This window comes from Streptomyces sp. NBC_00647 (genome assembly GCF_045207245.1).
Lineage (GTDB): Bacteria > Actinomycetota > Actinomycetes > Streptomycetales > Streptomycetaceae > Streptomyces.
The window spans coordinates 2,748,086-2,769,682 of record NZ_CP109040.1 but is presented as its reverse complement, the minus strand read 5'-3'; the positions used below and the strand labels follow the sequence as shown (position 1 = coordinate 2,769,682).

The following is a 21,597-nucleotide window of genomic DNA, read 5'->3' as shown; positions in this document are numbered from 1 at the left end:
GCCGGCGCGAGGCGGGTCCGACCGGCCCGACTGCGGGCACCGGCCTGGCCGTTGCTCTCGGGGTGGTGCGAACCTCGGCCCGCTGTGGTGCGGATCTCGGCCCCCTGTGGTGCTGACCTGGGCGGCGGTGGCGGGCTGAGTGCGCAGGGCGCATCGATGGGTAATGCGAGGGTAGGCTAACCTAACCTCGTGTTGGTCGACAGTCCTCCTGAACAGTGCGCGGAGACCGCCCCCGCGCCCCCGAACCGCCGGGCGATTCGGACCCTTGGGCTCCTCGTCTCGGTGGGTGTCCTGTTGCTCGTCGCGGTGGCGAGTATCGCGATCGGGGCGAAAGCGCTGCCCTTGGACCAGGTGTGGCACGGCCTGTTCCACGACTCGGGGACGTATTCCGACGTCGTGGTCGGAGACCGGATCTCCCGCACCGTCCTCGGGCTGCTGGTCGGCGCCGCGCTCGGGCTGTCCGGTGCCGTCCTCCAGGCACTCACCCGCAATCCGCTGGCCGATCCCGGTCTGCTCGGGATCAACGCGGGCGCGTCCGCCGCGGTCGTCACCGCGATCACCTACTTCGGTGTCACCTCGCTGAGCGGCTACGTCTGGTTCGCCTTCGTCGGAGCGGCCGCGGTCGGCGCGCTGGTCTGGTTCCTGGGAGGCAGCCGGGGCGCGACGCCGGTGCGGCTCGCGCTGGCCGGAACCGCCATCAGCGCCGCGCTCTACGGCTATCTGCAGGCCGTGATGATCATGGATGACGCGGCGCTGGGCAAGATGCGCTTCTGGACGGTCGGTTCGCTCGCATCGGCCACCGACTCGACGATCGAACAGGTAGCCCCCTTCCTCGCCTTCGGCACCCTTCTCGCGCTGGCACTCGCCCGGCCCCTGAACGCCGTGGCCATGGGTGACGACACCGCCCGCGCCCTCGGCGCGAACCTGAATCGCACCCGGGCGCTGTCCATGGCCGCAGCGACCGTGCTGTGCGGGGCCGCGACAGCCGCCTGCGGACCGATCGTGTTCGTCGGGCTGATGGTCCCGCACGTGGTGCGGTCCTTCACCGGTCCCGACCTGCGGTGGATCCTCCCGTACGCCACGGTCCTGTCGCCCGTGCTGCTCCTCGGCGCCGATGTTCTCGGGCGGATGATCGCCCGGCCGGCGGAGCTTCAGGTCGGCATCGTCACCGCGGTCCTCGGCGGTCCGGTCTTCATCTTTCTCGTACGGCGACGGAGGACGGCGCAGCTGTGACGACCCCACGTATCCGAAAGGTCCGCGCGCCGCGTGGCCGGACCCTTCCCCCGCGGCGCCTGCGGGCCGTCCGCACGGGCGGCGGGCTGTCCGTCCGCCTCGACGTCCGGACGTTCACCGTGGTCGTGCTGCTGCTGGTGGCCGCTGCCACCGCGAGCGTGGTGCTCATCGGCACCGGCGACTTCCCGATCCCGGCCGGCGACGTGCTCAAGACCTTGGCCGGCAACGGCAGCCCGAGCCAGGAGTTCATCGTCAACGACCTGCGGCTGCCCCGTGTTCTCGTCGGGCTGCTGGTGGGGGCCTCGCTCGGACTGGGCGGAGCGCTCTTCCAGTCCATCTCCCGCAATCCGCTGGGCAGCCCGGACGTGCTCGGGCTCGGACAGGGATCCACGGCCGGCGCCCTCATCATGATCGTGCTGTTCTCGGGCAGCGCCGGCGAGGTCGCCCTCGGCGCGCTCGTCGGCGGACTCGTGACCGGGCTCGCCATCTATCTGCTCGCGTGGAAGCGGGGAGTGCACGGCTATCGGCTGGTCCTGGTCGGCATCGGTGTCTCCGCGATCGTCACGGCGGTCAACGGCTATCTCCTCACGAAGGCCGACATCGTCGACGCGACCCGCGCCGTCGTCTGGATGACCGGCTCCCTCAACGGCCGCGACTGGGCGCAGGTCTGGCCGCTGCTCATCATGTGCGCCGTCCTCGTCCCCCTCGTCCTCGGCAACGCGCGCGGGCTGCGGATGATGGAGATGGGCGACGACGTGTCGTACGCCCTCGGCGTGCGCGTCGAGCGGACCCGGCTGCTGCTGATGGTGGCCGCCGTCCTGCTCACCGCCGGTGCCACGGCCGCCGCGGGACCGGTCGGTTTCGTGGCGCTCACCTCGCCGCAGCTGGCCCGGCGGCTCACAAGGTCGCCCGGACCGAACCTGGTGCCGTCGATGTGCATGGGCGCGACCCTGCTCATCGTCGCGGACTGGGCCTCGCAGCGCGCCTTCGGCGCCGACCAGCTGCCCGTCGGCGTCGTGACCGGAGTCCTCGGCGGCGTCTATCTGCTGTGGCTGCTGGTCACCGAGCGCAAGGCGGGCCGGATATGAGCGGCCCGGCGAACCCGGCCGTGAGCGGGGCGAAGAACGCGGTGCGTACGGACGACCAGGCGCACGAGAACATCCAGAGGAGCACTGTGAACCGCCTGTCCGCCGACAACGTCACCCTCGGCTACGACCAGCGCGTCATCGCGGAGAAGCTGTCGGTGGAGATTCCCGACAACTCCTTCACGGTGATCGTCGGTCCGAACGCCTGCGGCAAGTCCACGCTGCTGCGCGCCCTTTCGCGCATGCTGAAGCCCTCCGAGGGGCGTGTGCTGCTCGACGGACAGGCCATCCAGTCGATGCCCGCGAAGAAGGTGGCGCGCACCCTCGGGCTGCTGCCGCAGTCGTCGATCGCGCCGGACGGGATCACGGTCGGCGACCTGGTCGGCCGGGGCCGCTACCCGCACCAGGGCCTGCTCCGCCAGTGGTCGGCGGAGGACGAGCGCGTGGTCCGGGAGTCGATGGCCTCGACCGGTGTCGCCGACCTCGCCGATCGCTATGTCGACGAATTGTCGGGCGGTCAGCGCCAGCGCGTGTGGATCGCGATGGCGCTCGCGCAGCAGACCCCGCTGCTCCTCCTGGACGAGCCGACGACCTACCTCGACATCCAGCACCAGATCGACGTCCTCGACCTGTGTGCCGAGCTGCACGAGACGCAGGGCCGCACCCTGGTCGCCGTACTGCACGATCTCAACCACGCGGCCCGCTACGCCACCCACCTGATCGCCCTGCGCGGCGGCGAGGTCATCGCCGAGGGCGCGCCGAGCGACATCGTCACGGCCGGCCTGGTCGAGGAGGTCTTCGGGCTGCGCTGCCAGGTCATCGACGACCCGGAGACGGGGACGCCCCTCGTGGTGCCCGCGGCACGCAGGGCACGGATGGGCGCCGCGGCGGCCGTGGCCGTTACAGAAGCGTCCTGAGCCGGAACAGGTCGCGCAGGCCCGCCTCCAGCTTCACCCGGCCCGAGCCCCAGGCCTTCGCGAAGTTCAGTTCGCCGTTCACCATCGACACCAGGTCGTCGCCGTTCATGGTGAGACGGATCTGAGCCTTTTCGGGGGGCGGGCCCTGGAGCGTGTCGAGCACCTTGATCCGGCCGTCCTTGAGACGGCCGACGAAGGTGATGTCCAGGTCGGTGATACGGCAGCTCAGCGACCGGTCCAGGGCCGCAGCGGTGCGTACGTCCCCTTCGGCGTTCGCCATGTTGTCCGAAAGCTTGTCGAGTGCGGTACGGCACTCCTCAATCGTCGCCATCGTGATCGACGGTACCGCAGCCCTTCGCGGTAGCGTCGGGGCATGAGCGACTCAGTCCCCGAGGGAGAGGTCCCGCAGCCCGTGCCGGCGGCGGACCCCGGCGTGCCCGCCGAAGCGGAGCAGGGACCCGCGTACGACCCCGCGGCACCGGCCCCGCTGAACGTCCCGCGGGTCCCCACGGGCAACGCGGACGTCGACGCCCGGCTCGACCGGCTGGCCGACGCCGACCACCTCGCCACGGACGGACACGTCGAGGTGTACGAGGATGTGCACCGGGGGCTGCGCGACGAGCTCACCGCGCTGGACGTCCGCCAGGGCCCTCAGGCTCCCGCCCTTGCCCGGCCTCCGCTGGGTGGTGCCCCGAACCCGACAGCCGGCCCTCAATGAGATCCTTCGGGGCACACCCGGAGATCCTTCGGGGGCACCCCCTTCCATCGCCGTACGACCGCAGGAGCTGAACCGAACGTGGCAGGAGTGGCACGCCGCCGCCTCGACGCCGAGCTGGTCCGCCGGAAGCTCGCCCGATCGCGCGAGCACGCCGGACAGCTGATCGCCGCGGGCAGGGTCAGCGTGGGCAAGACCCTCGCGACCAAGCCCGCCACGCAGGTCGAGACCGCCGCGGCGATCGTGGTCAGCAAGGACGACAGCGACCCCGACTACGTCTCGCGCGGTGGACACAAGCTCGCCGGAGCCCTCGCCGTCTTCGTGCCCGAGGGGCTGAAGATCGAGGGGCGGCGGGCGCTGGACGCCGGCGCGTCCACCGGCGGATTCACCGACGTCCTGCTGCGCGCGGGCGTCTCGCATGTCGTCGCCGTCGACGTCGGTTACGGACAACTCGCCTGGTCTCTTCAGAGCGATGAACGCGTCACCGTCAAGGACCGTACGAACGTACGCGAGTTGACGTTGGAGGCGATCGATGGGGAGCCCGTGGACCTTGTTGTCGGGGATCTGTCCTTCATCCCGCTCGGACTGGTGCTGCCCGCCCTTGTGCGGTGCGCGGCGCCGGATGCCGACCTGGTGATGATGGTCAAGCCACAGTTCGAGGTGGGGAAGGACCGGCTGGGCAGCGGCGGTGTCGTGCGCAGCCCGGAGCTGCGCGCCGAGGCGGTGCGCGGTGTGGCGGAGCGAGCCCGCGGGCTGGGGCTCGGAGTGAAGGGCGTGACCGCAAGTCCGTTGCCCGGACCCTCGGGCAATGTCGAGTATTTTCTGTGGCTGCGTGCCGGGGCACCCGAACTCGACCCGGCCGACGTTGACCGTGCAGTGGCGGAGGGGCCGCGTTGACACAGACCCGAGCTCGTACTGTTTTCCTGCTGGCCCACACCGGGCGGCCGGCAGCCATCCGCAGCGCCGAGCTGGTGGTCCAGGGGCTGCTGCGCTCCGGGATCGGCGTGCGGGTCCTCGCGGCCGAGGCGGCCGATCTGCCTCTGCCGGACGAGGTGGAGCTGGTCCAGGAGGCGACTCCGCAGTGCCTCGACGGCTGCGAGCTGCTCATCGTCCTCGGCGGTGACGGCACGCTGCTGCGCGGCGCCGAGTTCGCCCGGGCCTCCGGGGTGCCGATGCTCGGCGTCAACCTGGGACGGGTCGGTTTCCTCGCCGAGGCCGAGCGCGACGACCTGGACAAGGTCGTCGACCGGGTCGTCACCAAGGCGTACGAGGTCGAGGAACGCATGACCGTCGATGTCGTCGTGCACCAGAACGGCGACATCGTGCACACCGACTGGGCGCTGAACGAGGCGGCCGTGCAGAAGGTGTCCGCCGAGAAGCTCCTCGAAGTGGTGCTGGAGATCGACGGGCGCCCCGTCACCGGGTTCGGCTGCGACGGGATCGTCTGCGCGACCCCGACCGGGTCGACGGCGTACGCCTTCTCCGCGGGCGGCCCCGTGGTCTGGCCCGAGGTCGAGGCGCTGCTGATGGTGCCGATCAGCGCGCACGCCCTGTTCGCCAAGCCGCTGGTCACCTCACCGGACTCGGTGCTCGCCGTCGAGGTGCTGCCGCACATTCCGCCGGGCGTGCTGTGGTGCGACGGCCGGCGGACGGTGGAGCTGCCGCCCGGCGCGCGGGTCGAGGTGCGGCGCGGGGCCGTGCCCGTGCGGCTGGCCCGGCTGCACCACGCGTCCTTCACCGACCGGCTCGTCGCCAAGTTCGCGCTGCCGGTCTCCGGGTGGCGCGGAGCGCCGCACTAGTCGTGCGCCCGGCCCCGGGTTCCGCCCGGGGCCGGGCCGCCCGGCGCGGGAGATGACCGACGCGCCCGATCACACCTTTGCGGCTCACACCTTCGTGGCTCACACCTCTCCGGCTCACTCCGCCACGCCCGGGCCGACCCGTCGTCCTCCGCACGCTCGGGGAGAACCGGCGAACGAAACCACCCCCGGAAGGTAACGCTCGGTTCTCTTTGCGGGGGGCGGCGTCGCACGGGGCTGGGAAAACCTCGTATGGTCGGGGGCGTGTTGGAGGAGATGCGGATACGGTCGCTCGGAGTCATCGACGACGCGGTCGTCGAGCTGTCACCAGGCTTCACCGCCGTGACCGGTGAGACCGGTGCGGGCAAGACGATGGTGGTCACCAGCCTCGGGCTGCTGCTGGGCGGGCGCGCGGACCCGGCCCTCGTCCGGATCGGCGCCAAGAGCGCGGTCGTGGAGGGGCGGATCACCGTACCCCCGGGCGGGACGGCCGTCGTACGGGCGGAGGAGGCCGGTGCCGAGCTCGACGACGGTGCGCTGCTGATCAGCCGTACCGTTTCGGCGGAGGGGCGCTCACGGGCCCATCTGGGCGGGCGTTCGGTGCCGGTGGGCGTGCTCGCCGAACTCGCCGACGAGCTCGTCGCCGTGCACGGCCAGACCGACCAGCAGGGGCTGCTCAAGCTGTCCCGGCAGCGGCAGGCCCTGGACCGGTACGCGGGTGACGCGGTCGCCGTGCCGCTCGCCAAGTACGCGGGCGCCCACCGCCGGCTGCGGGCCATCGTCGCCGAGCTGGACGAGATCACCACGCGCGCGCGGGAACGGGCCCAGGAAGCCGACATGCTGCGCTTCGGACTCGACGAGGTCGCGGCCGTGGAGCCGCGCGCGGGCGAGGACGTGGAGCTGGCGGCGGAGGCGGAGCGGCTCGGCCACGCGGAGGCGCTGGCATCGGCCGCCACGGCCGCGCACGCCGCGCTGGCCGGCAATCCCGAGGACCCGGAGGGCATCGACGCGGCCACGCTCGTCGCGGGCGCTCACCGGGCGCTGGAGGCCGTACGGTCGCACGACTCGGCCCTCGCCACGCTGTCCGGGCGGATCGGGGAGATCGCCATCCTGCTCGGCGACGTGGCAGGGGAACTCGCGGGCTACGCCGACGACCTCGACGCCGACCCGCTGCGGCTGTCTGCCGTCGAGGAGCGCCGGGCCGCACTCACGCAGCTGACCCGGAAGTACGGCCAGGACATCGACGCCGTGCTCGCCTGGGCCGAGCAGAGCACCGCGCGGCTCACCGAACTCGACGGCGACGACGACCGGCTCGACGAGCTGACCGCCGAGCGGGACGCACTGCGCGGCGAACTGGGCGGGCTCGCCCAGGCGTTGACGGACGCCCGTACGGAGGCGGCCGAGCGGTTCGCCGCCGCCGTGACCGCCGAGCTGGCCTCGCTCGCCATGCCGCACGCGCGCGTGTCGTTCGAGATCCGGCAGACCGAGGACCCGGAGGGGGTGGAGGTCGGCGGACGCACGGTGGCCTACGGCCCGGCCGGTGTCGACGAGGTGGAGCTGCTGCTCGCCCCGCACCCCGGAGCGCCGCCGCGGCCCATCGCCAAGGGGGCGTCCGGCGGTGAACTCTCGCGGGTGATGCTCGCGGTGGAGGTGGTGTTCGCGGGGGTGGACCCTGTGCCGACGTATCTCTTCGACGAGGTCGACGCCGGGGTCGGTGGCAAGGCCGCGGTCGAGATCGGGCGACGGCTGGCGCGGCTCGCCAGGACCGCGCAGGTCGTCGTCGTGACGCATCTGCCGCAGGTGGCCGCGTTCGCCGACCGGCAGTTGCTGGTCGAGAAGACGAACGACGGGTCGGTGACCCGGTCCGGCGTGAAGGTGCTGGAGGGCGAGGAGCGGATTCGCGAGCTGTCCCGGATGCTCGCCGGCCAGGAGGACTCCGAGACGGCCCGCGCCCACGCGGAGGAACTGCTGGCGACGGCACGCTCCGACGTGTAGCGGCGCGTCCGCCACTCGGTGGGGCGGCGTTGCACGCTCGACCGGCGGGTCTTCCCCTCACTCCGGTGGGCGGGCCTCCCTGGGCCGGCGCCTGTCGACAAGGTGCTCGCGGGAGTCGTGAGCGCCTTTACCGCGTACGCGCTGGGCGCGACACCGGGTACGGCCGTCGTCCTGGGCAACGGGAGGGCGGGCGCGCCGCTCACGCGGCGGCGCCGGTGGCCGCGACGGGGCTCGGGGAGAAGGCCGGCGAAGCGGCGAGGACGTTGGGGCGCGCCGGGGAGTGAGGCGACCGCGACGCGCCGGGTGATGCAGGATGCGCCTCGCGCAGCGCGGATGCCTCATGGACGCCGGGACGGCCCGGCGCTGTGCGGATGAGTCGTGGCCGGTCGGTCGGCTCGCGAGCGGGCGCGGTTCTTGGGTACCGGGAGGGCCTTCGTCGGGCGGGTGTGTCTTCGCGTCGCGGTGGCCGACGATCCGTGGGCGCCGCACGGCAACTGGAGTTGCTCGCGATACGGGGGTGGCTCGCGGTGGGTTGGTGGCGCTCGGGTGTTGGGGTGGCGCACGATGCGCGAGGGGCCAGGGGTGTGCCGGGTGGGTCCTGTTGTGGTTCGGACCTCCCCAGAATGGCCTATTCCTCACTCGTCCGGGTGACCGTCGTCGCCGAGTTGCCCCGTCTGACGTGCCCTCGTCGCGATGGCGGTGCCGGAACGTCCGTGCGGCCTGGCATCCTTGGCCTAGTACGCGGTGCACGACGTCCGGTACACCCCCTCAGCCCGATCCTTCTGTACGTTCCTTCGCGACCGTCCGACGCCGAACCAGGAGCCCTGGCCACGTGAGCCACGTGAGCAGCCACTCACCGCACGGCCAGTCGCCGCTGCGCACCGTGCAGGTGCTCGGCGGCGGAAGCGCGGGCAGTAGCGCGCATGTGCGGTCGCTGGCCTCGGGTCTGGTCGCCCGGGGGGTGCGGGTCACCGTGTGCTCTCCCGCCGAGGCGGATCGCGTGTACGGGTTCACCGGAGTGGGCGCGCACCACGTTCCCGTGCCCCGCAGCAGCGATCCCGCCTCCGTGTCCGCGCTGCGGGCGGCCTGCGCGGACGCCGATCTCGTGCACGCGCACGGGCTGCACGCGGCGCTGCGGGCGACCCTGGCACTCAGCGGGCGGCGCGTTCCGCTCGTCGTCACCTGGCACACGCGCTCGGAGGCCGACGGTGCGCGGGCCCATGTGCTGCGGCTCCTCGAGCGGCGGGTCGCCAGAGCCGCCGCCGTGGTGCTCGGGACCTCGTCCGACCTGGTGGACCGGGCCCGCACCAGGGGAGCACGCGACGCGCGGCTCGCCGCCGTCGCGCTTCCCGCGCCGCGCCCGCCCGTGGAGCCCGTGGAGCCCGACGGGTTCCGGCACAAGGCGCGGGCCGAACTCGGCTCGACCGACCGTCCGTTGCTCATGGCGGTCGGTTCGCTCGACCGGCACCGCGGCTACCACACGCTGCTCGACGCCGCGCGTGCGTGGTGCCGCCTCGATCCCGTGCCGCTGCTGGTCATCGCGGGGGAGGGGCCGCTGCGCGCCGTTCTCCAGCGCCGGATCGAGGACGAGGAACTGCCGGTCCGGCTCATCGGGCGGCGCGACGACGTCACGGAGCTGCTCGCCGCCGCCGACCTCGCGCTGCTGCCGAGCAGATGGGAGTCACGCTCGGTGCTGGTGCAGGAGGCCCTCCACGCGCGCGTGCCGCTCGTGGCCACCGCGGTCGGGGGCATCCCCGAAATGGTCGGCGACGCGGCCGAACTCGTCCCGTACGGGAACGCGAAGGCGCTCGCCGACGCCGTCGTACGACTGCTCGCCGACCCGGCGCGCCAGGAGACCCTGCGCGAGAAGGGTGCCTGGCAGGCCGCCACCTGGCCGACCGAGGACGATACGGTCGCCCAAGTGCTGAGCGTCTACGACGAGTTGACCCAGCCCCGGCCGCTGGGCTGACCCGGGGTGCAGGCCGCCGGCTAGGGAACATGCCTGCGCGCCCGCAGCGCCAGGCTCAACGCCAGTACCGTCTGCGGGTCGTCGAGGTCCGTGCCCAGCAACTCACCGATCCTGGCAAGGCGGTTGTAGAGGGTCTGCCGGTTGAGATGCAGCTCGCGGGCGGTCTCCGCCTTGCGGCCCGCGTGCGCCAAGTACGTCTGCAGGGTGGGGAGCAGCGGCGGCTTGGAGCGGTTGTCGTGGTCGCGGAGCGGGCCGATCGCGCGGTCCACGAAGGCGGCCAGGTCGGGGTGTTCGCGCAGCCGCCACAGCAGCAGGTCGATGTCCAGGCGGCGGGCGTCGTACCAGGGGCGGTCCGACAGGCCCTGCGCCGCCGTCGCCGTCTCCGCCGCGTGCCGCAGACCCGCCGACGCGGCCGCCCAGCCGCCCGCGACCCCGACCACCACCACCGGCGGCTGTGCTCCGGGCCGCTGCATGCCCGCCCGCTCCACACCGGCGCGCAGTGCCGCCGCGACGCGGTCCGCTACGGCTCCTCGTTCCGATTCCGAGCGCAGACCGAGCAGCAGCGGGACACGGCCCTCGACGGGACGTACGCCCAGCAGGACCGGAACACCCACAGAGGCCAGTTCCTCGGCGACCGCGCGGGCCAGGACCGCCCAGCCGCCCCCGGGGGCGAGGCCGTCGGCGAGCCGCATCACGACCGGCAGGAGCGGGCCGGCGCCGGGCTTGAAGCCGAGCACACGGGCCTGCGCGGGCGCGTCCTCGGCCTCGATACGGCCCTCGGCGAGGTCGGTGAGGAAGTCGCCGCGCCCTCGCGCGGCCAGTTCCTCCTCCTGGCGGGCCTGCATCAGGACGACGGCCAGGATGCCGGCGGCCCGCTCGGCGGCGATCCGGTGCACCGGGGCGACCGGGGCACCGACCGGCAGGAGGACCAGCCGGGCCCGTACGGAACCGGTGCCCGGGCCGCCCCCGGGAACGTCCACCAGGGTGGTCCCCGCGGGCGGCTCCTCCTTGTGCTGGCCGCGCAGCCCCTCCCAGACCTGCAGCGGGTCGGCGCCCGCGGATCCGGCCCCGGCGGCGTACAGGAGCTGCCCGTCTGCGGTCTCCAGGAAGACCGGGTTGCCGCTGAACTCGGCGAGAATGCGCAGGACCTGGGGGACCCCGCCGCCGCCGAGGAGGGCCTCGGTGCAGTGCCGGTGCACCTCCTCGGCCTGCTGGAGCAACGCGTAGTGGCCGTTGACGATCTCGGTGTGGATCTCCTCCGTGACGGCCACGAAGGGCACCTCGCGGTGCAGCTGCACCAGTGGCAGACCGGTGGATTTCGCCGTCTCCACGAGCGCGGCGGGCAGCCGGGCGAACCGTGGCCCGAGTTCCACGACGAGCGCCGCGATACCGCGCTCGGCGAGGGTGCGGACGAATGCCCGCTGTTCGGCCGGGCGGGTGCCGAGCCCGTATCCCGTGGTCAGCAGCAGTTCACCGCCCTTGAGCAGCGAGGCGATGTTCGGTACCTCGCCCGCGTGCACCCAGCGCACGGTCCGGTGCAGCCGGTCGGCCCCCGCGATGATCTCCGGCAGCCCGCTGCGGAGCCCGGGCAGCTCGAGGGCCCGCTGCACGGTGATTCCGGCGCCTTGGGTGTCGTAACGGCTGTCCATGCAGCGGACGCTACCCGCGGACGGGTTCCGGAGGCATCTCCGGCCGGTGACGAGAGCCGCCGCGGGCGGCGCGCGCCGGGGCGTGCCGCGGTCAGGCGACCGGTACCGGGGCGATGTTGTGGTTGAAGCGGAAGACGTTGTCCGGGTCGTACTCGGCCTTCACCGCGGCCAGCCGCCGGAGGTTCTCGGTGCCGAGGCCGGCCACGACGCGGTCCGCGCCCTCGTCCCCGATGAAGTTCAGATAGACCGCGCCGGTGCTCCACGGCTGGACATCGGCGCGGACCTTCCTGACCCACTCGATGCACCGTTCGTCGTCGGCGGGGTCCTCCCAGACCCCGAAGGGGTGCACGGCCCAGGGCGCGTCCCGGTAGGGGACCGGGAACCGGGACGGTCCGGCGGCGATCGCGCCGCCCTGGGGGAACAGCACGTGCTGGTTGCCCGTGGGGACGGGCATGGCGTCGCCGAGGGCGCAGAAGACGTCCACGAAGTCGTCGGGCGCGCCGGTCAGGTACTCGGCCGACCAGTAGTTCCGCATGCCGGGCGGGTCGTCGAGCATGCACTGGAAGTCGGCGTAGGGCAGGGCGGTGACGATCTCGACCTCGTGCGGCAGGGCCAGCAGCGGCTGGGCGATCTTGCGCATGTCGTCCTCGCCGCCGGCGTACGCGACGAGCGCGCCGCACAGCCGCTTGCCGACCAGGTGCTCGGGTATGAACTCCTCGGGCGGGCCGGTCAGATAGATGATGCCGCCGCTCGCCTCCGGCGGCCCGTTCTCGATGATCTCGCGGTAGATGCGGACCACGTCGGGGCCGGAGTCCGGCTGGTACAGCATCAGGGCGATCGAGAACTCGGGCAGCGGGTGCAGCTTGAGGGTCAGCGCCGTGGCGACACCGAAGTTCCCGCCGCCGCCGTGCAGGGCCCAGAACAGCTCCGGGTTCTCCCGGTCGGTGGCGCGCACCGGCGAACCGTCGGCGGTCACCAGCTCGACGCCGAGGAGGTTGTCGGCGGCGAGGCCGAGGGACCTGTCCAGCCAGCCGCTGCCGCCGCCGAGGACGAAGCCGCCGACACCGGTCGTCGAGACACGGCCGCCGGTGGTCGCCAGGCCGTACGGCTGGGTGGCCCGGTCGAGATGGCTCATCAGGGCCCCGCCCCCGACCCGTACGGTCTCGGAGCCGGGGTGGACGGTGACCGTGTGCATCCTGCTGAGGTCGATGACCAGACCGCCGTCGTTGAGCGACATGCCGGAGACGCTGTGGCCGCCGCCGCGTACCGCGATCGCCAGATCCAGTTCACGCGCGAAACGCACCGAACGTGTCACGTCGGCTTCGCCCTCGCACAGCGCGATCACGGCGGGCCGCCGGTCGATCATCGCGTTGAAGATCGTCCGGGCTTCGTCGTACCCCGGATCGTCGGGGACGACCACGTCACCGGACAGATCGGCGCGGAGCGTGGCAAGTGCCACGCCCGCCTTCGAAAGGGGAGCCATGGCAGCCGCCCCCTTCCACGAGGGGACAGGACTCCTTCAAGGCTAGGCGGGTGGGGCGGATCGGGCGCGCCGGGACGAAGTCCGCCCCGGCGCGCCCGGTCCGGGCCGGCTCAGCCGCCGTACGCCCCGCTCGCCGTCAGCCGCAGGGCCGTGTCGATCAGCGGAACGTGGCTGAAGGCCTGCGGGAAGTTCCCGACCTGGCGCTGGAGAACCGGGTCCCACTCCTCGGCGAGCAGCCCGAGGTCGTTGCGAAGGGCCAGCAGCCGTTCGAAGAGCTTGCGGGCCTCGTCGACCCGCCCGATCATCGCGAGGTCGTCGGCCATCCAGAACGAGCAGGCGAGGAACGCGCCCTCGTCGCCCTCCAGGCCGTCCACGCCCGCGTCCTCGCCGGCCGTCGGGTAGCGCAGGATGAAGCCGTCCGGGGTGGACAGCTCGCGCTGGATCGCCTCGATGGTGCCGATCACGCGCTTGTCGTCCGGCGGCAGGAACCCCATCTGCGGGATGAGGAGCAGCGAGGCGTCGAGTTCCCTCGAGCCGTACGACTGCGTGAACGTGTTCCGTTCCTTGTCGTAGCCCTTCTCGCACACGTCCCGGTGGATGTCGTCGCGCAGTTCGCGCCACTTCTCCAGCGGGCCGTCCGCGTCCCCGGACTCGATGAGCTTGATGGTGCGGTCGACGGCCACCCAGGCCATCACCTTGGAGTGCACGAAGTGCCGCCGCGGGCCCCGGACTTCCCAGATTCCCTCGTCGGGCTGGTCCCAGTGGTCCTCCAGGTAGCGGATCAGCTTCAACTGGAGCAGCGAGGCGTAGTCGTTGCGGGACAGGCCCGTCATGTGGGCCAGGTGCAGGGCTTCGGTGACCTCGCCGTAGACGTCGAGCTGGAGCTGGTGAGCGGCGCCGTTCCCGACGCGGACGGGCGCCGAACCCTCGTACCCGGGAAGCCAGTCGAGCTCGGCCTCGCCCAACTCCCGTTCCCCCGCGATGCCGTACATGATCTGGAGGTTCTCCGGGTCGCCCGCGACCGCGCGCAGCAGCCATTCGCGCCAGGCACGGGCCTCCTCGCGGTAGCCGGTGCGCAGCAGCGAGGAGAGGGTGATGGCCGCGTCGCGCAGCCAGGTGTAGCGGTAGTCCCAGTTGCGTACGCCGCCGATCTCCTCCGGGAGGGAGGTGGTGGGCGCGGCGACGATGCCGCCCGTGGGCGCGTACGTCAGGGCCTTCAGCGTGATCAGCGAGCGGACGACGGCCTCGCGGTAGGGGCCGTGGTACGTGCACTGGTCGACCCAGTCGCGCCAGAACTCCTCGGTCGCCTCCAGGGACTGCTCCGGCTCGGGCAGCGCGGGCGGCACCTTGTGCGAGGGCTCCCACGAGATCGTGAAGGCGATCCGGTCGCCCGGCGCCACCGTGAAGTCGGCGTACGTGGTCAGATCCTTGCCGTACGTCTCGCAGTCCGTGTCGAACCAGACCGAGTCGGGTCCGGCGACCGCGACCGTGCGCCCCTCGTGCTTGTGCACCCAGGGCACCACGCGGCCGTACGAGAAACGCATCCGCAGCGCGGAGCGCATCGGCACCCGGCCCGTGACGCCCTCGACGATCCGGATCAGCTGCGGGGCGCCGTCACGCGGCGGCATGAAATCGGTCACCCGGACCGTGCCGCGCGGGGTGTCCCATTCGGACTCGAGAATCAGCGAGTCGCCGCGGTACCGGCGGCGCGCCGCCGTGGGTGGTTCGGCGTCGGACGCGTGGGCGGGTCCGAGCCGCCAGAATCCGTGTTCCTCCGTGCCGAGCAGTCCTGCGAAGACGGCATGGGAGTCGAAGCGGGGCAGGCACAGCCAGTCGACTGTGCCGTCCCGGCAGACCAGCGCGGCTGTCTGCATGTCTCCGATGAGTGCGTAGTCCTCGATGCGCCCGGCCACGTGCATCTCCAGTCGAACGGCCACGTCGCCCCTTCGCGGGGCGGTCGCTCTTGCGGTCAAAGGGAACGTAGGTACTGCGGAACAGTAGGCAATGGGGAAGGTCGGTAACTGCGGAACGTCGATGGTGGGGACGTCGGTCGTGCGTCGCTGCGAAACGTCAGTTGTCGGTGCTACGGGCGATGCGAATCTCGTCTCGAAACGAACTGACAAGCCCTCTTTGTTCCGGGGTACGGACGGGGATGGTGCCGTGCGCCGGACAGGCTCGGCAGCGAGTGTCCGAGCAGGATACGACGCACGTGGAAGATCCGCGTGCCGCTCCGGGCAACCCGGCTGAGCCGATCGAGTGAGCGGTGTGCGAGGTCTGTGCCCAGGTGTGCGCGGAGCGTGGCCGGAAGCGGTCTCGTTCTGTCGCTGATACCCTGGTAGCCCGTGGACCGGTGGGCAAGAAACCCCCGAACCGCAGCGACGGCACCTCCGGAAATTCTCCGGAACCCACGCCGGCACGCACCCCAGACCGCGACCACGGGAGCCCCCTCTTGGCCATGCCGCCCAGTGCTTTTCGAAACAGCACAGCCACGACGACCAAGCACATCTTCGTCACCGGGGGTGTCGCCTCCTCTCTCGGCAAGGGGCTGACCGCCTCCAGCCTGGGCGCGCTGCTCAAGGCCCGCGGTCTGCGGGTCACGATGCAGAAGCTCGACCCTTACCTGAACGTCGACCCGGGCACCATGAACCCGTTCCAGCACGGCGAGGTGTTCGTCACCAACGACGGCGCCGAGACGGACCTGGACATCGGTCACTACGAGCGCTTCCTCGACGTGGACCTGGACGGCTCGGCCAACGTGACCACCGGACAGGTGTACTCCACCGTCATCGCCAAGGAGCGGCGCGGCGAGTACCTCGGTGACACCGTGCAGGTCATCCCGCACATCACCAACGAGATCAAGCACCGTATCCGACGTATGGCCACCGACGACGTCGACGTCGTCATCACCGAGGTCGGCGGCACGGTCGGCGACATCGAGTCCCTGCCCTTCCTGGAGACGGTCCGCCAGGTCCGTCACGAGGTCGGCCGCGACAACGTGTTCGTCGTGCACATCTCGCTCCTCCCGTACATCGGCCCGTCCGGGGAGCTGAAGACCAAGCCGACGCAGCACTCGGTCGCGGCCCTGCGCAACATCGGTATCCAGCCGGACGCGATCGTGCTGCGGGCCGACCGTGAGGTGCCCACCGCCATCAAGCGCAAGATCTCGCTGATGTGCGACGTGGACGAGGCCGCCGTGGTCGCCGCGATCGACGCCAAGTCGATCTACGACATCCCGAAGGTCCTGCACACCGAGGGTCTGGACGCCTACGTCGTGCGCAAGCTGGACCTGCCGTTCCGCGACGTGGACTGGACGACCTGGGACGACCTGCTGGACCGCGTCCACAACCCGGTCCACGAGATCACCATGGCGCTCGTCGGCAAGTACATCGACCTGCCCGACGCGTACCTCTCGGTGACCGAGGCGCTGCGCGCCGGCGGGTTCGCCAACAAGGCCCGCGTCAAGATCAAGTGGGTCACGTCGGACGACTGCAAGACCCCCGCGGGCGCGGCCAAGCAGCTCGGCGACGTCGACGCGATCTGCATCCCCGGCGGCTTCGGCGACCGAGGTGTGTCCGGCAAGGTCGGCGCGATCCAGTACGCCCGCGAGAACAAGATCCCGCTGCTCGGCCTCTGCCTGGGCCTGCAGTGCATCGTGATCGAGGCCGCGCGGAACCTGGCCGACATCCCCGACGCCAACTCCACCGAGTTCGACTCCGGCACCGGCCACCCGGTCATCTCCACGATGGCCGAGCAGCTCGACATCGTGGCGGGCGAGGGTGACATGGGCGGCACCATGCGCCTCGGCATGTACCCGGCCAAGCTCGCCGACGGCTCGATCGTGCGCGAGGTGTACGACGGCAAGGAGTACGTCGAGGAGCGCCACCGCCACCGCTACGAGGTGAACAACGCCTACCGCGCCGAGCTGGAGAAGAAGGCCGGTCTGCAGTTCTCCGGCACCTCTCCGGACGGCAAGCTCGTCGAGTACGTCGAGTACCCGCGCGACGTCCACCCGTACCTGGTCGCGACCCAGGCGCACCCCGAGCTGCGCTCCCGTCCGACCCGGCCGCACCCGCTCTTCGCGGGCCTGGTCAAGGCCGCGGTGGAGCGCAAGACGGGCAAGTAGTACCAGGGCTGTACGGTGATCGGGGTGCGTGTCCGCGGGTTCTCCCGCCGGGCGCGTGCCCCGGTTCCGTCACCGGACCGGTTTCTTTTTGCGCGTGTGGGAGGACAGGCCATGACGATCAAGGACACCCCCGAGGAGTGGGAGGTCCGGGCGACCGAGACTCCCTTCAAGGGCAACAAGACCTCGGTGCGCACCGACGACGTGGTCATGCCCGACGGATCGGTCGCGCGCCGTGACTACCAGGTCCACCCGGGCTCCGTGGCGGTCCTCGCCCTCGACGACGAGGACCGTGTCCTGGTCCTTCGCCAGTACCGCCACCCCGTGCGCCACAAGCTGTGGGAGATCCCGGCGGGCCTGCTCGACATCCCCGGCGAGAACCCGCTGCACGCCGCGCAGCGCGAGCTCTACGAGGAGGCGCACGTCAAGGCGGAGAGCTGGCGCGTGCTGACCGACGTCTACACCACGCCCGGCGGATGCGACGAAGCCGTCCGGATCTTCCTGGCCCGTGACCTCTCCGCGGCGGAGGGCGAGCGGTTCGACGTCGAGGACGAGGAGGCCGACATGGAGCTGGCCCGCGTTCCCCTCGACGAACTCGTCCGCGGTGTGCTCGCCGGTGACCTGCACAACAACTGCCTGGTCGTGGGAGCCCTCGCGCTCCTCGCCGCGCGGCAGGGCGACGGACTGGACGCGCTGCGCCCGGCCGAGGCGCCGTGGCCCGCGCGTCCCTTCGAGGCCTGACCCGCTTCCGCGGAGCATCCGCCGCTTTTCCGCCCCTCCCCGGACGGGCCACCGTGCGCCCGTCCGGGGGGTGCCGGTCCTACGATCGCTTGATCCGATCGGGGGACGTCTCCGCCGCGCTCCGCCCGGATCGTCGCAGAGCGTGAACTAGGCTCTGGAAACGCCCGAACCGGAGTCCCGGCGGGCTTGCGCGCGCAGTGGAACGGGAGCGTGGCCCGTGACGGATCAGGCGGTGGACGACGGCGGCACCAAGGTGTCGGCCAAGGGGCAGCGCCCGGCTGCCGGGTCCGCTCCTACGAAGAGTCAGTTCCTGGGCCGTACAAGAGAGTTGAAGGAACTCCGGGCGGACATCGAGCGCGCGGGCCTCGACACCCTCTCCGGCCGCAAGGCACCGCGGGCGCGGGTGCTGCTCATCGCGGGCAAGCCCGGCTCCGGCCGCACCGCGCTCGCCGCCCAGCTCGCCGCGCAGGTCGCCGAGAGTTACCCCGACGGCCTCCTGCGTGCCCGGCTCACCGAACCCGACGGCACCCCGGTGCCCACCGAGGCCACCGCGCGGGAACTGCTCACCGCCCTCGGACTGGCCACACCTCCCGGCGCCGGGGCAGACGACCTCGGCGAGCGGTTGCGCGAGGCACTCGCCGTCCGCCGGGCGGTGCTCCTGCTCGACGACGCGGCCGACGCCGAACAGGTCGACGCACTGCTGCCCGACTCCCCGGAATGCCTGGTCATCGCCGTCTCCGGCGGGCCGCTGACCGGTATCGCGGACGTCCGCCCGTGCACCCTCGGCGGCCTGGACACCAAGTCCGCCCTCGAACTCCTCGGCCAGTTCACCGGTTCGGTGCGCATCACCGTCGATCCGCTCGCCGCCGAAGGGCTGGTCGAACTCTGCGCGGGTCAGCCCACCGCACTGGTACTGGCCGGCGGCTGGCTCGCCGCGCGCCCCGCCTCCGCCGTCGCCGACCTCGCCAAACAGCTGCGCACCGAGGGTGAGGACGGCCCCCCGCTGGCGCGGGTCTTCCGGCATGCGTACGCCTCGCTGCCGAGCAGCGCCGCGCGGATACTGCGACTGCTCGCGCTGGCCCCCGCGGGCCTCGTCGATCCGCACACCGCCTCGGCGCTGGCCGGCTGCTCGGTCCAGGCGGCGCAGACCACGCTGGACGACTTCGTCGCCCTCGGCCTGTTGCGAGCGATTCCGTCGCCGCTGCCGCAGTACGAGGTCCCCGGCTGCCTCCTGCCCGTCCTCCAGACGCTGGTCGAGACCCACGACCGGCCCGCCGAGGTGCAGCTGGCCCGCGCCCGGATGCTGGAGCGGACCGTACGGCTGCTGGTGTCCTGCCGCGCCATCACCGAGACCGACAGCTCGCCCGCCCGCGAGAAACTCGCCGGAATGCCGCGCGCCCTGCGCTTCCCCAGCCCCCGGGCGGCCGAGGACTGGCTGCGCGTCCGGCAGCCCGCGCTGCTCGCGTCGGCCCGGCTGGCGGTCGCCGACGGGGAGCTGGACACCCTCGCCCGACGGCTGATGGCCGCCCTGGTGCGGGCGATGGTCGTCCATTTCGGCACCCAGGCCGCGGCGTCCGAGCTGTACGGGATCCACCGTCTCGTCCTGGACGTCGCCGAGCGCCGGAATCTGCCCCGCGAGAAGGCCGCGGCCCTGCTCAACCTCGCCGACCTGGACGCGCAGACCGGCCGTACGGCCGACGCCCTCGCCCGCTACCGGGCCGCGCTCGACGCCGGACGCGAGGCGAACGACCCGTACGCGACCGGCCGCGCGATGGAATCCGTAGGCGGTGCCCACCAGGAGCTCGGGGACTACGACCGGGCGGCCGACTGGTACGGCAGGGCGCTCGCCCAGCGGCTCGCACGGGGGGAGCGCGTGGACGCCGCCCGGCTGTACGGGCGCATCGCCACCGTGCACACCTACGCGGGCCGCTACGGCGAGGCGCTGGTCAACTGGCGCGCCGCCGTCGCGGGACACCGCAAGGACGGCGATGTCGCCGCCCAGGCAAGGGCGTTGAGCGAGATGGCGCGCGTCCAGGAGTACGCGGGACGGCCCGAGGAGTCGCTGCGTACCTGCCAGGAGGCCGTCGAGTGGGCGCGCCGCGCGGACGACGTACGCCTGCAGGCCGCGTTGCAGCTGAGGCTGGCCGACACCCTGGACCGGCTGGGCGACCCGGCCGCCGCCCGGCTGCACCGCGCGGCGGCCGAGCGCATGCTGGGAGATGAGCTCCCTGAGAGTGCATCCGGCATGGAACACGACGCTAATGCCTGCGAAATCCGCAGTGCATCCGCTGAAGATTGATGCATTGAAAGGCTAGACAGAGAGAATCCCTTCATTAGACTGGCTCCGCCGCGTTCTTCCGTGGTGTTTCCCGGTGTGCTCCCGTACGTCGGGTATGACATGCATTGCCAGGCTTGTGCCGCCTCGGCATGCATAGCCCCAGAGCCCTCTGAGTCAAGGACCGTGATCGACGTGAAGGTCGGCATCCCCCGCGAGGTCAAGAACAACGAGTTCCGGGTGGCCATCACCCCCGCCGGCGTGCACGAGCTGGTGCGCCACGGCCACCAGGTCTTCGTCGAGCAGAACGCCGGCGTCGGCTCCTCGATCACGGACGAGGAGTACGTCTTCGCCGGAGCCCAGATCCTCGGCACCGCCGACGAGGTCTGGGCCACCGCCGACCTGCTGCTGAAGGTCAAGGAGCCCATCGCGGAGGAGTACCACCGGCTCCGCAAGGACCAGACGCTCTTCACCTACCTGCACCTGGCCGCCTCCAAGGAGTGCACGGACGCGCTCCTGGAGTCCGGCACCACGGCGATCGCGTACGAGACCGTCGAGCTGCCCAGCCGCGCGCTGCCGCTGCTCGCCCCGATGTCCGAGGTCGCGGGCCGTCTCGCCCCGCAGGTCGGCGCCTACCACCTGATGCGCGCCAACGGCGGCCGTGGTGTCCTGCCCGGCGGTGTCCCGGGTGTGCTGGCGGCCAAGGCCGTCGTCATCGGCGGTGGCGTCTCCGGCTGGAACGCCGCGCAGATCGCCATCGGCATGGGCTTCCACGTGACCCTGCTCGACCGCGACATCAACAAGCTCAAGGAGGCGGACAAGATCTTCGGTACGAAGATCCAGACCGTCGTCTCCAACGCCTTCGAGCTGGAGAAGGCCTGCCTCGAGGCCGACCTCGTCATCGGTGCCGTGCTGATCCCCGGCGCCAAGGCTCCGAAGCTGGTCACCAACGAGCTCGTCTCGCGGATGAAGGCGGGAAGTGTCCTTGTCGACATCGCGATCGACCAGGGCGGCTGCTTCGAGGACTCGCGTCCGACCACGCACGCCGAGCCGACCTTCCCGGTCCACAACTCGGTCTTCTACTGCGTCGCCAACATGCCCGGCGCGGTGCCCAACACCTCGACGTACGCGCTGACCAATGCCACGCTGCCGTACATCGTCGAGCTCGCCAACCGCGGCTGGGCCGAGGCGCTGCGCCGTGACAACGCGCTGGCCAAGGGCCTCAACACCCATGACGGCAAGGTCGTTTACCGCGAGGTGGCCGAGGCGCACGGGCTGGAGCACGTCGAGCTCGAGACCCTGCTCGGCTGAGACCCCCGGCAACTCCAGGAGTCGACATTCCGGCCGACTCCGGGCCGACAAAAGGCGATACGTCAACACAGGTCGTCAACACCGCGCACCCGGCCGGACCTTGCCCGACAAGGTCCGGCCGGGTGTGTGTCGGGTCACTTTGCGACACTCGTTCAACTCGCCGCGAACGTAACTCTTCAACCGATTCGCACACCGGTGAAACCTGCCGTGCGACGGCCTTACGCCCTTGACAGAGGGGTGTTCGGTTGCCGACACATCGGGTCGGGTCCGGCGGATTGTGTTGCTGCGGAGCGGTGACACGCCATAGA

The 21,597-nt window shown here is 71.7% G+C and carries 16 protein-coding genes; 12 read left to right on the top strand and 4 right to left on the bottom strand.

What is annotated here, in order from left to right:
* The first annotated feature begins 189 nt into the window (after positions 1 to 189).
* The 3 genes from OG788_RS12195 to OG788_RS12185 are packed head-to-tail and all read left to right on the top strand — an operon-like array spanning position 190 to position 3,235.
* Positions 190 to 1,233: a FecCD family ABC transporter permease gene (locus OG788_RS12195; RefSeq protein WP_406370673.1), complete on the top strand. Its 1,044-nt coding sequence runs from the start codon at positions 190 to 192 to the stop codon at positions 1,231 to 1,233.
* An 11-nt stretch (positions 1,234 to 1,244) separates the two neighbouring features.
* A complete protein-coding gene (locus tag OG788_RS12190; protein WP_406376732.1) occupies positions 1,245 to 2,321 on the top strand; it encodes a FecCD family ABC transporter permease in 1,077 nt (358 codons plus the stop codon).
* Positions 2,318 to 3,235, top strand: coding sequence for an ABC transporter ATP-binding protein (locus tag OG788_RS12185; RefSeq protein ID WP_406370671.1), 918 nt, complete (start codon positions 2,318 to 2,320; stop codon positions 3,233 to 3,235). The genes OG788_RS12190 and OG788_RS12185 overlap by 4 nt, the downstream gene beginning before the upstream one ends.
* Here the strand turns inward: OG788_RS12185 and OG788_RS12180 are convergent.
* Positions 3,219 to 3,566, bottom strand: coding sequence for an SCP2 sterol-binding domain-containing protein (locus tag OG788_RS12180; RefSeq protein ID WP_351551875.1), 348 nt, complete (start codon positions 3,564 to 3,566; stop codon positions 3,219 to 3,221). The genes OG788_RS12185 and OG788_RS12180 overlap by 17 nt on opposite strands.
* Positions 3,567 to 3,608: 42 nt before the next feature.
* Between OG788_RS12180 and OG788_RS12175 the strand changes: the two genes are divergently transcribed.
* From OG788_RS12175 to OG788_RS12155, 5 genes are all read left to right on the top strand, one after another.
* The gene (locus OG788_RS12175) at positions 3,609 to 3,953 is read left to right on the top strand and encodes a hypothetical protein (RefSeq protein WP_406370669.1); all 345 of its coding nucleotides are present in this window, start codon (positions 3,609 to 3,611) and stop codon (positions 3,951 to 3,953) included.
* Positions 3,954 to 4,031: 78 nt separating this feature from the next.
* On the top strand, positions 4,032 to 4,847 hold the full coding sequence (locus tag OG788_RS12170) for a TlyA family RNA methyltransferase (RefSeq protein WP_406370667.1): 816 nt from the start codon (positions 4,032 to 4,034) through the stop codon (positions 4,845 to 4,847).
* Positions 4,844 to 5,749 (top strand): NAD kinase, encoded by a 906-nt coding sequence (locus OG788_RS12165; RefSeq protein ID WP_406370665.1) that lies wholly within the window; start codon positions 4,844 to 4,846, stop codon positions 5,747 to 5,749. The genes OG788_RS12170 and OG788_RS12165 overlap by 4 nt, the downstream gene beginning before the upstream one ends.
* A 249-nt stretch (positions 5,750 to 5,998) precedes the next feature.
* Positions 5,999 to 7,741, top strand: coding sequence for a DNA repair protein RecN (recN, locus tag OG788_RS12160; RefSeq protein WP_406370663.1), 1,743 nt, complete (start codon positions 5,999 to 6,001; stop codon positions 7,739 to 7,741).
* An 832-nt stretch (positions 7,742 to 8,573) separates the two neighbouring features.
* Positions 8,574 to 9,710 (top strand): glycosyltransferase family 4 protein, encoded by a 1,137-nt coding sequence (locus OG788_RS12155; RefSeq protein WP_406370661.1) that lies wholly within the window; start codon positions 8,574 to 8,576, stop codon positions 9,708 to 9,710.
* Positions 9,711 to 9,730: 20 nt separating this feature from the next.
* Here OG788_RS12155 and OG788_RS12150 read toward each other — a convergent pair whose 3' ends face one another.
* From OG788_RS12150 to OG788_RS12140, 3 genes are all read right to left on the bottom strand, one after another.
* Positions 9,731 to 11,359 (bottom strand): PucR family transcriptional regulator, encoded by a 1,629-nt coding sequence (locus OG788_RS12150; RefSeq protein WP_356758150.1) that lies wholly within the window; start codon positions 11,357 to 11,359, stop codon positions 9,731 to 9,733.
* A gap of 91 nt (positions 11,360 to 11,450) precedes the next feature.
* Positions 11,451 to 12,842, bottom strand: a complete 1,392-nt coding sequence (locus OG788_RS12145; protein WP_406370659.1) for an FAD-binding oxidoreductase — start codon at positions 12,840 to 12,842, stop codon at positions 11,451 to 11,453.
* A gap of 110 nt (positions 12,843 to 12,952) precedes the next feature.
* Complete coding sequence (locus tag OG788_RS12140; RefSeq protein WP_351551895.1) at positions 12,953 to 14,761, bottom strand: glycoside hydrolase family 15 protein; 1,809 nt, start codon at positions 14,759 to 14,761, stop codon at positions 12,953 to 12,955.
* Positions 14,762 to 15,297: 536 nt separating this feature from the next.
* On the opposite strand from OG788_RS12140, the gene OG788_RS12135 reads away from it, so the two are divergent.
* The 4 genes from OG788_RS12135 to ald all read left to right on the top strand — a co-directional run bounded on the left by OG788_RS12135 (position 15,298) and on the right by ald (position 21,289).
* Positions 15,298 to 16,965 carry a CTP synthase gene (locus OG788_RS12135; RefSeq protein ID WP_406376731.1) on the top strand — a complete coding sequence of 556 codons (1,668 nt, stop codon included), beginning with the start codon at positions 15,298 to 15,300 and terminating at the stop codon, positions 16,963 to 16,965.
* A 111-nt stretch (positions 16,966 to 17,076) separates the two neighbouring features.
* Positions 17,077 to 17,703, top strand: coding sequence for an NUDIX hydrolase (locus OG788_RS12130; RefSeq protein WP_351551851.1), 627 nt, complete (start codon positions 17,077 to 17,079; stop codon positions 17,701 to 17,703).
* 217 nt (positions 17,704 to 17,920) lie between these two features.
* Positions 17,921 to 20,002, top strand: a complete 2,082-nt coding sequence (locus OG788_RS12125; RefSeq protein WP_406370657.1) for a tetratricopeptide repeat protein — start codon at positions 17,921 to 17,923, stop codon at positions 20,000 to 20,002.
* Positions 20,003 to 20,164: 162 nt separating this feature from the next.
* Entirely contained in the window at positions 20,165 to 21,289 is a 1,125-nt protein-coding gene (ald, locus tag OG788_RS12120) for an alanine dehydrogenase (protein ID WP_351551845.1), read from the top strand.
* Positions 21,290 to 21,597: the final 308 nt, after the last annotated feature.